The organism is Mucilaginibacter pineti (assembly GCF_900101875.1).
In the GTDB taxonomy this organism is placed as follows: domain Bacteria; phylum Bacteroidota; class Bacteroidia; order Sphingobacteriales; family Sphingobacteriaceae; genus Mucilaginibacter; species Mucilaginibacter pineti.
Genome location: NZ_FNAI01000002.1, coordinates 111,211 through 125,029 on the forward strand (window position 1 = coordinate 111,211; position 13,819 = coordinate 125,029).

Consider the following 13,819-nt stretch of genomic DNA (forward strand, 5'->3'; position numbering starts at 1 on the left):
ATGAAATCGAATGCTGAAATTACAATAATTACTCCCGTATGGAACGGTCTTCCATACTTAAGGGAATGTGTTGAATCTGTGATTAAGCAAAAGTTTCAGAATTGGGAAATGATAATTAGCGATGATGGATCAAACGATGGAACGAGGGATTATTTAGATACCATCAGTGATTCGCGAATTAAGGTTTTCAAACAAGAAAAAAATCAGGGTATTTTTGGCAATCTGAATTTTACCTTTTCAAAGGCACAAGCACCAGTATGTCAGATTCTTTGCCAGGATGATTATATGATTAACGATGATTCACTTGATACCATCGTTAACTATTGGAAAAACGCTTCCCCGGATATAGGGCTTGTTCGTTTTAACCATACCTATAATTTAAAGTATAGCTTAACGGCATATCAGCAAAAGGTTATCCCGGCTGTAATTGAAAGTAAAAACTCCGATGTGTTATTTTACGCATTTGGAAACATTTTGGGTAACCTTTCTAATGTTGCCGTGCGAACAAGTATTGTTGAAGAAAGCGGTTTTTTTAACGGAGCCTATCCTTACGCAGGCGATTATGAGTTTTGGATCAGAGCAGGGAGGAAATTTAATATAGGAATCCAAAATGAGTCTGTGATATTTGTACGACGTCATGAAGGAACAGCCTCAGTATCTCTTAATCGTAAGGGCGAATTGCTTTCTCAAAAGTCTGCAATCGTTAGTGAACTGTTTAATAATATTTCTAACCAGTATCGTGATGTTAATTTTATTTTAAAACTTCATGGTACAATTAATTACGATGCGTTGCAGCGGGATACCGCTGTAAGGCTTTGGCTAAAGGGAAAGGCCGATTATATAAAGGAATTGGACAGGATCTCCATAAATTCAATTTATATTTTCTCCGGCTTCTTCAGATGGTTAGTGTTTTTTTTAAGTATCGGGGGGCGTTTTGGGAGGGTTACAATCGCAAAACGACTTTTAAAATCAACACTGGAGAAATAAACTTGCTTTTAATCGAATTAACTTAACAACAGAATTAGTACATAATATGAATGTAACGCAAATTTCGATTGGACGGTTTCACCACTTTCACCTGGCAAGACAACTCGAAGCTAATCGTTTATTGGAATGTATATGGACTGGTTATCCCAAGCGTAAGTTAAAGGATGAAACCGGAATAGATATTAACAAGATTCATAGTTTTCCATGGATTCAAACGCCCTATATGGCACTTTCGGGTTTAGGGCTATCCAAATTGCCCTGGTTAAAAAAAGAAATATCATGGCTTGCACATGAAACCCTTGATAAACATGTGGCATCAACTATAAAAAAACCAACAATTGTTGTGGCGCTTTCAGGCAGCGGATTGTATGCCGGTAAAGCTGCCAAACGTATTGGAGGATATCATATATGTGACAGAGGGTCATCTCATATCCGTTTTCAAAATGAGATACTTAGTGAAGAGTATTTGCGCTGGGGATTAAAGTTTCCTGGAATAGATGCCCGCAATATCAGGAAAGAAGAGGCTGAATATGAACATGCCGATGTTATTACTGTACCATCTGAATTTGTAAGAAGATCATTTATCGAAATGGGTGTTCCGGAGGAGAAGATAGTTAAAGTAGTATATGGTGCCCGTTTAGATAGGTTTAAAAAAATAGCCGATCCGGATGCTGATAAATTTACAGTACTTTGGGTAGGTGCTGTAAGCTTAAGAAAGGGTTTTTTAGATATTCTTGACGCATTTAATAAATTAAGCCATCCCAATAAGCAGCTTATTGTAGTTGGGCAGGTGCAGCCCGAGGTGAAACAACTGCTTAATTCCAGAGATACTTCAGCGGTTGTTTTTAAAGGACTGGTTCCTAATAAGGATTTATCACAGATTTATAGTTCGGCCCACGTATTTGTGCTTCCGAGTTTAGAAGAGGGTTTAGCCATGGTTATGGGAGAAGCTATGGCATGTGGCTGCCCCGTTATAGCTACCACCAATAGCGGTGCCGACGACCTTTTTGAAGATGGGGTTGAAGGTTTTATCCTTCCTATCCGTTCGCCCGATTTAATTGCAGAACGGTTGCAGCAATTAGCTGATGATCCATCGCTTCGTTTGCAAATGTCAGAAGCTGCTATTAAACGTGTGCAATCAATAGGCGGATGGAATAAATATGGAGATAATTACGTGAAATTGATCAATACATTAGTTTGATTATAATAAATTGATGAGGAGGGAATTATGAATAGTATTAGTACAGTAGATAGTAAAAACCAGGTTGTTTTAAATAAAAAAAACAAGCGGTCTTTTACGCAAACAAAATTATATGACTCTATAACTAATAAATGGTCCTTATCCTTCTTAATAGCAATAACTATTCCGGGTTGGTTTTTTGCCTACTTTTTAGATAGTGTAATCGTTGCAGATATATCATCTGCTTTTGCTTCATTTTTGTTGATATCATGGTTCTGGAGCAGAATAGGACGCCCGGTTGAAATGATTCGTCTTGGCAGGCTCGGCGCAGCTTCGTTGTGTACTACGCAAAATATTGCCTGGTTATTAGCATCATATATTCACAGAACATCCGGTTTATCTATCAGAGAAACGTTGGGAAATTCACCTATAGGCAGATGTCAGCTTACTTCCTACGCATTGGCTATGTGCTTTATATCACTGTTCTCTTTGGTGCTGGCGTTTCTTTCTACCAATGCAAAAATTAATAAGCTTGAAAAAAAACTATTCAATTTATTGAGCGAAATCAGAAATATTAATATTCAACGAATTGAGCTTATAATCTTTATTGTAGTAATAATTGAGGTAGCTTTAGTAGCATCTGGTATTATTGGTCAGCGTGCATTAGTGGTTGAAGGCTTGGCTAAAGGGGAGGAACCGTCCTGGATTCCTTTATACCAATCAATGCTTCCTGTTCAAGTTCTCTTAAACAGCTTGTTAATTGCTAAACTTTCTGCGCCAGAAAAAACTGCTAAAAGTAAAAGGGTGTGGCTTATAGCTATTGTATCTATTTTAATGATAACTTTTCTCTGTTTTACCAGGGGGCGGGGCTCACTTATATTTTCCATAGTATCACATGGTTATTGGTTTGCATTTTTTACTGGTAAACGCCCCAGAATACTTAGGCTTGTAATAATCATTGCTGTGGTTTATCCAATTTTGTCTCAGATTTTACTATTTAACAATTTTGTCCGGAGCTCTGATTCTGGCTTGTCAAATTTTAAAGGAAGCGTAATAGAAATTTTACCCCAGGCATTGGCAAAATATGAGTCGTCTTCGGCATTAAGGGCAGCTGCGAGTGACAAAACTACGGCTAACCTGGCATCCCGGCCGTTGTTGGCAATGCCTCTTGCTATATGTATGCAATTTCCACGACCACAATTTTCATACGGAGAAAATCTCCGCAACTCCGCAATCTGGGCAATTCCGGGCCCTTTATTTCCTAATAAGAAAGATTATCCAGTGCAGGAAGGCTTATTGTATAAGTATTTCCCTATTGGTGATGTGGATGTAGCCGATTCTATTTACCTGACTTCCTATACAGAGTTTTCCTGGGCAGGTATACTAATTTATCCTTTACTCATATATTGTTTGTGGAACTTAGTGCTGACAATTATTGCATCCGTAAATCTACGTGGATTGTTCACTGTAATTTTGTTTGCTGTTTTTTTCGAATTGTATTTATTAGCCATAAGTCAGGGGGCGGTTACCAATTGGTTCTTATGGCTCAGAACCTTCCTTTTTTGGCTTGTAATGGCTGTTTTGGCAAAAATAATTTTCCCAAAAACATTTTATTCGCTGTCAAAAAATAAAAAACAATTAATAAGTTAATATGGAAATTCTTTACCTGGGCGATAACAGTAAAACATCTACCTCATTTCACAGGGCAAGTGCACTTAGCAGGCTTGGGCACAATGTAAATATTTATAGCCCAAAAGATTGTATTAATGAAAATATGAAATCCATGTTGGGTAACTTATTTCATTATAGAACAGGCTATCGGTTTTTGCAAAAGAAAATAGTAAAATGGTTAACGGATATTTTGTCGAAAACACCAAAACCCGATCTTATCTGGGTAAATAGCGGCGAATTATTGGGCGTGGATTGTTTGAAGAAACTCAAAGAATTGGGTTGTCCGGTTGTACTTTATAATAACGACGATCCTACTGGCGGAAGGGATAAAGGACGTTTTTACTCTTTGTTAAAAGCCATTCCATATTATGATCTTATTGCGGTAATGCGTGAAATTAACATTGCTGAATACAAAGCGTTAGGGGCAAAAAAGGTAATGCAGGTAATGATGTCTTATGACGAAGTTTTGCATAAACCATTTTCAAATATTGATGATATACCGCCTCAATTCAAATCAGACGTGGCTTTTATTGGTACATGGATGAGATTTGAGAAACGTGATGAATTTATTTTAACGCTGATAAACAAAGGTATAAACGTAAGCATCTGGGGAGGCAGATGGCCAAAATCTAAATATTGGAATCAATTAAAACCTCATTACAAAGGCGGTGCATTAGGCGGAAAAGATTACATAGCAGCAATACAGGGAGCAAAAATATGTTTGGGTCTGCTTTCAAAAGGCAATCGTGATCTTTATACAAGGCGGTCACTTGAAATCCCTTTTATCGGCGGTTTGTTTTGCGCCGAGCGAACAAGTACACATATGGATATGTATGCCGAAGGTGAAGAAGCGGTATTTTGGAGCAGTGCAGAAGAATGTGCCGAAGTTTGTCTCAATTTATTAAATAATGATAATCTAAGAGAGCAAATAAGGAAGGGTGGCCGGGAAAAAGTTTTGAAGCTTAAGGGTGGGAATGAAGATATATGCAAAAAAATCATTGATAATATATGAGGCACCATAGATTTATACTGACCATTAATTAAACAATATATGATAACTAAACCCATATTTAATCAGGAAGGCCGGATATTTGGACTTGATATAATACGTTTTTTGGCAATTGTTTTTGTTTTAATTGATCATGGCCAGCAACTGTTACCCACTTATTCTTCTACCTCTACCCTTCGAAATTATAGTGGTGTTATTGGAGTAGAGCTGTTTTTTACTTTAAGTGGGTTTTTAATTGGTAGTATTTTGTTGAAGATTGTTTTAAACTCTTCTTTATATAATAAAGCAACAATAATAAATTTCTGGAAAAGAAGATGGCTTAGAACGTTACCTGCATATTGGTTTTACTTTTTTGTATATACCCTGGTAGCATTTGCATCCGGCTTTGTAGAATTCGAGAGGAGTAATTTAAAAACTGTAATCATATCATTTTTATTTCTTCAGAATCTTGTAGGCAATTTTTCAGCCTATTTTGGGGTTGGCTGGAGCCTGGCGATAGAAGAATGGTTTTATTTTTTAACCCCCCTGTTATTATTTATCTGTATATCGTTTTTTAAAACTAACCGGCGAAAGGCGTTTATTTATAATATCATACTGACAATTGTTTTTGCGATTATAATAAAAATTGTAGTGTTTTATCTTATTGATTCGGGATGGTTAACTCATTTGGCAACAAAGGTTAAAATTTCAAATTTTCAAAATAGAATTTATCATGGTGTAAGGAAAATAGTGTTATTGAGATTGGATGCTGCAGCTTACGGTGTTCTGTTTGCTTATTTGTATCACTTTCATAAAGAAACTATTGCCAAGTACAAAACGGTACTGTTGGCTGTTGCAATTGTGTTTTTAATAACTTCTTTATATTTATTTAAGTTCATTTTACTGGAGAATTTCAATGGTTACTCTTTTGTTTTAACTTTTCCGTTATTGGGAATAGCTTTTTCTTGTTTGCTTCCTTATTTTATGGAGATTAAAAAATCCAGCTTTTACTCGCCGGTTGCAAGTTTTATTCAAAATGTAAGCATTATATCATATTCAATTTATTTGAGCCACACAGTGTTTTTGAATTTATTAATTCACTATACCGTAAATTTAAATATCGGGTATAAAATTGCTGCTATAGCGGTTATGCTGGCACTTACTTATTTCGCTTCTTGTTGGTCATATAATTATATTGAAAGAGCAGGTATGAAAATGCGAGATAATAATAATCTCAGCAGGTTTAAGAATTTTATATTTAATAAGGCTGACAAAAAGATTTAAATGAATTTAGTTTTTTTTACGCATCCTTCATTTCTCGGTTCGCAAAGTATGCCCCGCTTTGCAAAAATGTTGTCGGAAGGGATGGCGCAAAAGGGACATAATGTGCAGGTGTGGTCGCCGAAAGCCAGAGTTAGAAAAACTCCCGGTAATTCTGCGCTCAAAAAATGGTTTGGTTATATAGATCAATATATAATATTTCCACTTGAAGTAAACCGCCGATTGAAATCGTGCAGTCCGGATACACTTTTTGTATTTACCGATCACGCTCTTGGCCCATGGGTGCCGCTGGTTGCCCAAAAAAAGCATGTTATTCATTGCCATGATTTCTTAGCTCAACGATCTGCACTGGGACAAATTCCGCAAAACCCCACAAGTAAATCGGGCCGTATTTATCAATCTTATATAAATAAAGGATATTTAGCAGGGAAAAATTTTATTTCGGTATCGAAGAAGACCCAGGAAGATCTGGCAGAATTTTTACCGTTTAAACCCGCTCTGTCAAAGGTTGTTTACAACGGGCTGAACCAGTCGTTTTTAAAATTTGATAAAGCGCAATCTATAAATAAACTTAAAAGTGAATTAGCTATTGATTTACAAAGAGGTTACATTTTGCATGTAGGCGGTAATCAATGGTATAAAAACAGGGTTGGGGTAATTGATATATATAATGCTTATCGTAAAAACTATGAGAGCGCCCTTCCGTTACTGATGATTGGAAGCCCTCCGGTTAGTGAAATAGTTGCAGCTTTTAATAAGTCTGCTTTTAAAAACGATATACACTTGTTAACAGGAAAAGACGATGAGTTTGTAAGATCGGCTTATGCCGCCGCATCGGTATTTATTTTTCCATCACTTGCAGAAGGCTTTGGATGGCCAATTGCCGAAGCTATGGCTTCGGGCTGCCCGGTTGTAACTACCAACCAGGCCCCGATGACTGAAGTAGCTGGCGACGCTGCCTTTTTAGTGCCGGCAATGCCATATGATGAGGCTGACAGGCAAAGCTGGGCAGAAGCTGCATCAGCTGTGTTAAATAATGTGATTTCTATGGATGAGGATGAACGTGCAAAAGTTATCAGCAAAGGATTGTTGAATGTTAAACGATTTGACACGCAGGAAGCTATAAACGAAATTGAGAGTATATACCTGGAAATATTAAACAATGAAAAACTTTAAAGTACTCAGAGTTGTGTCCAGCATGAACCCCAGCTTGGGCGGCCCTTCCCAGGGAATCAGAAATTCGATTCCTGAATTAAAAAAATTAGGTGTTGAAAACGAAGTAGTAGCATTAAATAACCCCGACGAGCCTTTTTTGACAAAAGATGACTTTGTTATTCATGCACTTGGCGAACATAAAGGACCGTGGTGGTATAACGCAAACTTATTACCCTGGCTAAAACAAAATTTGTGCAATTATGACGCTGTTATAGTTCACGGCTTGTGGTTATATCATGGATATGCGGTTAATAAAGCGTTAAAATTTCTGAAAAAAAATAATATTGGCCCGGTACCCCGTGTTTTTGTAATGCCTCACGGTATGCTTGACCCATACTTTCAGAAAGCTGCCGGCCGAAAATTAAAGGCCATTAGAAACTGGCTTTATTGGAAATTTATTGAGGGCGATTTGATTAATAATGTAGCTGGTGTACTATTTACCACCCAGGATGAATTGTCTTTGGCAAAACAGAGTTTTACACCCTATAAACCACAAAAGGAAATTAATGTTGGGTATGGCATAGTTTCTCCCCCTGCTTACTCTTTATTGATGAAAGAGGCTTTTTCAGAAAAATGCAGTCAAATCAATAAAAATGAACCATTTTTGCTTTTTTTGAGCCGCATTCATGAAAAAAAAGGAGTGGATCTATTAATAGATGCATATGCCTCTATTCTTAGCGATGAAAACGCAGTATTGCCAAACCTTGTTATTGCCGGCCCTGGTTTGGACACTTCTTATGGCTTGCAGATGCAGGAAATAGTAAACAATAATTCAAAATTGAAAAAATTGATACACTTTCCAGGCATGCTTTCAGGAGAGGCAAAGTGGGGCGCTTTTTATACATGCGATGCATTTATTTTACCAAGCCACCAGGAAAACTTTGGAATATCGGTGGCCGAGGCATTGGCCTGCAGCAAGCCAGTACTAATTTCAAATCAGATAAATATATGGCGTGAGATTGAATCGGCAGGCGGAGGTATTGTGTTGGAGGATACGCTTAACGGAACTATTAATTTACTAAAGCAATGGCAAAATCTAAATAATTCAGATAGAAAAGCTATGGCTGATAATGCAAAAAAGGCATTTGAATTATACTTTAGTATAGCACCTCATGCCATCAATGTAAAAAATGCTCTAGCTTAATTTTAATCAAATTAACTAAAATACTGATTACATGTATTATGAAGCAATAAACATATCGTTGTTTCTTATTTAATAACTAAAATTACAACTACCAGATGCTTTCCAGTCACGACCCCAAAAATTCGGATGCATATTTAAGACCGTCATTTCCACTTCTGGATTATTTACGCCGGTACTGCTGGAACATAGTATGGAAGCTGTTTTGCAGTTGGACACCTAATCCGTTACATAAATGGCGCATTTTTATTTTGCGTTTGTTTGGCGCTAAAATTGGCAAAAGTAATTTTATATATCCCAACTGCAAGATATGGGCGCCATGGCTTTTAACTACAGAGGATGTGGTTACTATTGGCCCCTATGCCGAAGTTTATAACCCCGGCGGTGTAAGAATTGGCCATCATGCTATTATATCTCAATACGCGTATTTATGTGGTGCTACCCATGATTATAATTCTGCAGATTTTACTTATATTAAAAAGGAAATTGTTTTAGAACCCTGGGTATGGATTTGTGCAAAAGCAGTTGTTTTGCCAGGGGTAAATTGTGCAGAAGGTAGTGTACTGGGAGCAGCTTCGGTTACTTCAAAAAATCTGGAAGCCTGGACGTTGTATGCAGGAAACCCGGCGGTATCAGTGAAGAAAAGGACTAATTTTCTATAGGAAACGACAGGCTATCAATGAAAACAGAAGAATTAAAAAATAAATATGATGTGTGTGTAATAGGCAGCGGTCCGGCCGGTATTATTACTGCATTGGAGTACGCAAAGCTTAATCCATCAAAAGATGTTTTGCTTGTGGAGTATGGGTTTAAAGAGCAACCAGCAGAAAACCAACTGGATAACTCTATTAAAAACATAAACCCTATAAACCATCATGATCCTTATGAATGTACAAATAAAGGCCTGGGTGGGTCAACTGCTACATGGGGAGGAAGATGTGTTACGTATGATGAGGTAGATTTTGTTGACAGACCTGTGGTAAACGGGGGCTGTACCTGGGATGTTAGCTTGTTTAATGAAGTAAATGAATATTTGCCGCAAACTACAGCTTACTTTGAATGTGGCGAACCTGTTTTTGATCTAAATAAAATACCCGAATTTAAAGATCAGCGAATAGCCGAAGGTTTTGTTGAAGGTCACATAACAGATTCGGTAGTTGAACGATGGAGCATGCCCACACGCTTTGGCGACCGATATGCTAAAGAAATTTTGGAATGTCCGAACCTGTTTTTGATTGATGCGTCAGAAGCGAGAACCTTTTCTGCGCCTGAAGCCGATGGAACTGTTTCAACGCTGGAAATCAGAAACGTTAAAGATAAATCGATAAGAAAAGTTAACGCGTCGGTTTTTGTTTTGGCAGCCGGCACGCAGGAAACAACCCGCATCCTGCTCCGTAACCAACAGCTATTTAGCCTGTTACCGCAGCCTCCTGTGGCTTTAGGTAAATATTACCAGGGCCATTTATCCGGTAAAATTGCAACTGTACGCTTTAAAGGTGATCCTAAAAAAACCGATTACGGCTTTTTGAATGATAAGGATGGTATATATTTAAGACGGCGTTTTCAGTTTTCAACAAAATTTCTGGTTGAAAATAATTTATTGAATACCGCCATATGGCTTGATAACCCACTTTATTTCGATCCTAAACATAAAAGCGGGGCAATGTCATTTATGTACCTGGCAATGATAACACCGGTATTAGGTAAAAAACTGGCCCCCCCTGCCATAGCACACTCTATTACTAAAGGTGAAGTTAAAGGAGTTGGAAAACATATTTGGAATGTTGTTAAAGATTTGCCAGGTTCATTGCTAACACCCGCATCTATATTTTACAAAAGGTATTGTTTAAAACGCAAACTGCCTGGTGTGTTTTTGTTTAGTCCTCAAAATCGTTACGCGCTTCATTTTCATTCAGAACAGGTGCCGGATATTAACAATTATATGGAACTGGGCCCCGATGGAGAAGAACTGATCATTAATTATTCACTTACCGATGCAGATATACAGTCGGTAATTGATTTACATAAAGAGCTGGATAAGTGGTTGCGTGATCATAACTGCGGCGAACTGGAGTACTGGTTTAAGCCCGAAGAATTTATTGATGCTATAAGGCAAATGTCAAAGGATGGTATCCATCAATCCGGCACTACCAGAATAGCCGATTCTGCTGAGGCAGGTGTTGTTGATACCGATTTAAAGCTTTGGGGTACAAAAAATGTATTCGTTTGCAGCAGCTCGGTGTTTCCTACTTCCGGCCAGGCAAATCCTACTTTTTATTTAGGAGCATTTGCGGTGCGACTGGCAAACCATTTAACTAAGATTATATGAAAAAAACAGAACTTGTAAAAGGTATATCATCATCGGTCTTAGGATTTGGATGCGCCCCTATATTAGGCTCGGTTGATGCAAAAACTGCACTGCGTGCCCTTGATTGTGCTATAGACTGCGGTATAAATCACTTTGATTTGGCACGGTCTTACGGTTACGGGGATGCCGAAGGCTTTATAGGTAAGGTTATTAAAAACCGAAGAGATGATATGGTGATAGCAAGCAAATTTGGTATAAAGGCAAATTGGAAAGCTGCCATATTAAAACCGGTTAAACCGCTGTTACGAGGTTTGATAAATAATATTAAAAAGCAAAATGCCTCGAAGCCGCAGCCTGTTGTATCCAATAATATAGTAGTTGCAGATCGTTTTCATAACCGTATTCCTTTGAATGGGAATGAAATGCGTAAAAGTCTTGAAAAAAGTTTGCGTGAGTTAAATACAGATTATTTGGATTACTTTTTTATTCATGAACCGCTTGAAACTATTCATGAAATTGAAGATTTGCTTACTACCGCAGACAAATTGAAAGCAGAAGGAAAAATAAGGGCATTGGGTTTGGCATATATGCGCAGCCAGGAGCATTTACACACAGCCTATATCAATAAATTTGATCTGCTTCAGTTTGATAACTCGCCAGGAGCACCAGGATATGAGGATACACTCATAAAAAGAGGAGATAAGCCTAATATTCTGTTTTCTCCCCTGCGTGGAGGTACAACATCAATGAAGCCCGATGAAAAGTTAAAAAAGCTTTTTGATGATTTTCAAAACAGTGTTATTCTTTGTTCAATGTTTAATGAAAAGCATATTAAAGCCAATGCTGCTTTATTGAGTTAATGTTGCGGTAAATAATCGCGACTTATAATTATTAGCGTGGGGCTGGCTCTATACAATTAAAATAATCTTCATTTACATACTATAATGAAATTCTTTAAAATCTGAATACACTATGATATCAGTTCTAATACTTACAAAAAACGAAGAACAGGATTTACCTGATTGCTTGAAGTCGGTATCGTGGTGTGATGATATTCATGTTTTTGATTCCTTCAGTGATGACAGAACAGCCGAAATCGCAACAGCGGCAGGAGCAACAATTACAAAAAGAAAATTTGATAATTGGTCGGCTCACCAAAATTGGGGGTTATCCAATATTCCTTTTAAATACCCCTGGGTTTTGTATATTGATGCTGATGAGCGAGTGTCTGAAAGTTTATATGAAAGTTTAAAAAACTTCAATTTTGACGATGATAAAGCCGTTGCATATGAAATCCAGCGACGTGATTTTTCATGGGACGGCACCTGGCTTAAACATGCCCAGATCTCACCCTATTATTTGAGGTTTTTTAAACCCAATAAAATGAGGTATGAGCGTTTGGTAAACCCTATCTCCATACCCGATGGCCCTATAGGAAAAATAACCGGCTACCTGGATCATTACCCGTTTAGCAAGGGAATTAAATATTGGATATCACGCCATTTAAGCTATGCCGATATGGAAGCAGCAACGAGATTAGAAGATATGGGGAAAGGTTCAAAATTTTCACTTTCCAAAGCGTTATTCAGTAAGGATTTTACCGAACGCCGTTACAATCAAAAAGGAATATTTTATAAAATACCTGGCAGACCAATCGTAAAATGGCTGTATATGGTAGTTTGGCGGAGGGCATTTTTAGATGGTAAGGCTGGGGTTACATATGCAACACTTCAGGCTATCTATGAGTACTTTATTGTGCTGAGAACTAAGGAATTATTAAAAAAGTGACCCTACATAATGTTTATAATTTATAACACCCCTAATCTTTTCAATTAACTATGAATCAAACGATTGCAAAAGATAAAAAAAGACATATAATAGAATTGGATGGCATGCGCGGGCTTGCGGTTTTAATTGTTATGATGTTTCATTTTAACGTAATGAGCCTGGTACCCGTCAATATTATTGATGGTTTTTTTAGTCGGTTATTAAATGCTGGATGGATAGGTGTAGATATGTTTTTTGCACTATCCGGGTTTTTGATTACCGGTATTTTGATAGAAAGTAAAAAAAGAGGGAATTATTTTGTTTCATTTTACTATAAGAGAACTTTAAGAATATTTCCATTATACTATTTATACCTGATAGTTTTATTTGTTTTATTTTACCCGCTTATTATTAATAAGATTAGTGCCTTTGAGATGAATAAAGTGAGGTATTCTCAAAGTATACAGATTTGGTTTTGGCTATATCTTTCAAATATAAAACAAGCTGTAAGTGGTAAATTTTCATCGGCAGGTTCGGCGCATTTGTGGTCATTGGCAATAGAGGAACAGTTTTATTTAGTTTGGCCGCTGATAGTTTATATAACATCTTTAAAGTGGTTAAGAAACATAAGTATTGGAATTATCATATCTTCTTTGCTCTTAAGAATTTATTTGCACTCCATAGGCTGGGGAGCTTTATCAATTTATGAATTTACCTTTACCCGAATTGACACTCTGGCATTTGGATCGTTAGTGGCCGTATGCGTTAAAAATTACAGCCACATACCTTACCAAAAAATAACTTACCTGTTTTACTTTTTACTGGCTTGTGCAATTCTTACACTTGGTTTTTTTGGTTCTGATTATCATGAAAGTCCGGCAATCTATGTTTTTTCATTCACATTGCTTGGCGCCACATTTGCTACTTTGATATTGCTCCTGCAAGCACACGTAAAGTTTAATTTCGGTATCAGGAAGGTTTTTTTAACAAGGTGGCTGGTTTTTTTAGGGAAATATAGCTATGCCTTGTATATTTTCCACCCGTTTGTACGCTTTATTTTATCAAAAGCATTTGGCAAACCGGTTATGTATTTCAACAGCCAAATTCCCTGGCAGTTGTTTTTTATGATCACCGGGATATTACTGTCTATATTAATTTCTCAACTGAGTTGGCATCTGTTTGAAAAGCATTTTTTGCGTTTAAAAGACAAAATAAAATAAACTGGATAATTTACGATCCCATGTTAGAATAGATTTAAGCAGGCGATATTATATCAGCATT

12 protein-coding genes are annotated in these 13,819 nt (G+C 37.1%); all 12 read left to right on the forward strand.

Translation table 11 applies throughout. From position 1 onward, the window contains the following. Positions 1–987, forward strand: a complete 987-nt coding sequence (locus BLS59_RS04815) for a glycosyltransferase family 2 protein (protein WP_091145404.1) — start codon at positions 1–3, stop codon at positions 985–987. Between the two features lie 46 nt (positions 988–1,033). Next, positions 1,034–2,188: a glycosyltransferase gene (locus BLS59_RS04820; protein WP_091145407.1), complete on the forward strand. Its 1,155-nt coding sequence runs from the start codon at positions 1,034–1,036 to the stop codon at positions 2,186–2,188. 27 nt (positions 2,189–2,215) lie between these two features. Beyond that, entirely contained in the window at positions 2,216–3,817 is a 1,602-nt protein-coding gene (locus tag BLS59_RS04825; protein WP_091145410.1) for a hypothetical protein, read from the forward strand. Position 3,818: 1 nt separating this feature from the next. Further along, positions 3,819–4,850, forward strand: coding sequence for a CgeB family protein (locus tag BLS59_RS04830; protein ID WP_091145412.1), 1,032 nt, complete (start codon positions 3,819–3,821; stop codon positions 4,848–4,850). Positions 4,851–4,889: 39 nt separating this feature from the next. After that, positions 4,890–6,110 carry an acyltransferase family protein gene (locus BLS59_RS04835; RefSeq protein WP_091145415.1) on the forward strand — a complete coding sequence of 407 codons (1,221 nt, stop codon included), beginning with the start codon at positions 4,890–4,892 and terminating at the stop codon, positions 6,108–6,110. Then, complete coding sequence (locus BLS59_RS04840) at positions 6,111–7,283, forward strand: glycosyltransferase family 4 protein (RefSeq protein ID WP_091145419.1); 1,173 nt, start codon at positions 6,111–6,113, stop codon at positions 7,281–7,283. It begins immediately after the preceding gene. After that, positions 7,270–8,466, forward strand: coding sequence for a glycosyltransferase (locus tag BLS59_RS04845; protein WP_205411188.1), 1,197 nt, complete (start codon positions 7,270–7,272; stop codon positions 8,464–8,466). The genes BLS59_RS04840 and BLS59_RS04845 overlap by 14 nt, the downstream gene beginning before the upstream one ends. A gap of 95 nt (positions 8,467–8,561) precedes the next feature. Then, positions 8,562–9,125 (forward strand): LbetaH domain-containing protein, encoded by a 564-nt coding sequence (locus tag BLS59_RS04850; protein WP_091145422.1) that lies wholly within the window; start codon positions 8,562–8,564, stop codon positions 9,123–9,125. A 17-nt stretch (positions 9,126–9,142) separates the two neighbouring features. Then, the gene (locus BLS59_RS04855; protein WP_091145425.1) at positions 9,143–10,792 is read left to right on the forward strand and encodes a GMC oxidoreductase; all 1,650 of its coding nucleotides are present in this window, start codon (positions 9,143–9,145) and stop codon (positions 10,790–10,792) included. After that, on the forward strand, positions 10,789–11,631 hold the full coding sequence (locus tag BLS59_RS04860) for an aldo/keto reductase (RefSeq protein WP_091145428.1): 843 nt from the start codon (positions 10,789–10,791) through the stop codon (positions 11,629–11,631). Before BLS59_RS04855 ends, BLS59_RS04860 begins: the two co-directional genes overlap by 4 nt. A gap of 112 nt (positions 11,632–11,743) precedes the next feature. After that, a complete protein-coding gene (locus BLS59_RS04865) occupies positions 11,744–12,559 on the forward strand; it encodes a glycosyltransferase family 2 protein (protein ID WP_091145432.1) in 816 nt (271 codons plus the stop codon). Between the two features lie 50 nt (positions 12,560–12,609). Next, positions 12,610–13,758: an acyltransferase family protein gene (locus BLS59_RS04870; protein WP_091145436.1), complete on the forward strand. Its 1,149-nt coding sequence runs from the start codon at positions 12,610–12,612 to the stop codon at positions 13,756–13,758. Positions 13,759–13,819: the final 61 nt, after the last annotated feature.

Bases quoted from the DNA above. Each gene is read 5' to 3' on its own strand.
- BLS59_RS04815 (WP_091145404.1), top strand. From the start codon at position 1: ATGAAATCGAATGCTGAAATTACAATAATTACTCCCGTATGGAACGGT.
- BLS59_RS04820 (WP_091145407.1), top strand. From the start codon at position 1,034: ATGAATGTAACGCAAATTTCGATTGGACGGTTTCACCACTTTCACCTG.
- BLS59_RS04825 (WP_091145410.1), top strand. From the start codon at position 2,216: ATGAATAGTATTAGTACAGTAGATAGTAAAAACCAGGTTGTTTTAAAT.
- BLS59_RS04830 (WP_091145412.1), top strand. From the start codon at position 3,819: ATGGAAATTCTTTACCTGGGCGATAACAGTAAAACATCTACCTCATTT.
- BLS59_RS04835 (WP_091145415.1), top strand. From the start codon at position 4,890: ATGATAACTAAACCCATATTTAATCAGGAAGGCCGGATATTTGGACTT.
- BLS59_RS04840 (WP_091145419.1), top strand. From the start codon at position 6,111: ATGAATTTAGTTTTTTTTACGCATCCTTCATTTCTCGGTTCGCAAAGT.
- BLS59_RS04845 (WP_205411188.1), top strand. From the start codon at position 7,270: ATGAAAAACTTTAAAGTACTCAGAGTTGTGTCCAGCATGAACCCCAGC.
- BLS59_RS04850 (WP_091145422.1), top strand. From the start codon at position 8,562: ATGCTTTCCAGTCACGACCCCAAAAATTCGGATGCATATTTAAGACCG.
- BLS59_RS04855 (WP_091145425.1), top strand. From the start codon at position 9,143: ATGAAAACAGAAGAATTAAAAAATAAATATGATGTGTGTGTAATAGGC.
- BLS59_RS04860 (WP_091145428.1), top strand. From the start codon at position 10,789: ATGAAAAAAACAGAACTTGTAAAAGGTATATCATCATCGGTCTTAGGA.
- BLS59_RS04865 (WP_091145432.1), top strand. From the start codon at position 11,744: ATGATATCAGTTCTAATACTTACAAAAAACGAAGAACAGGATTTACCT.
- BLS59_RS04870 (WP_091145436.1), top strand. From the start codon at position 12,610: ATGAATCAAACGATTGCAAAAGATAAAAAAAGACATATAATAGAATTG.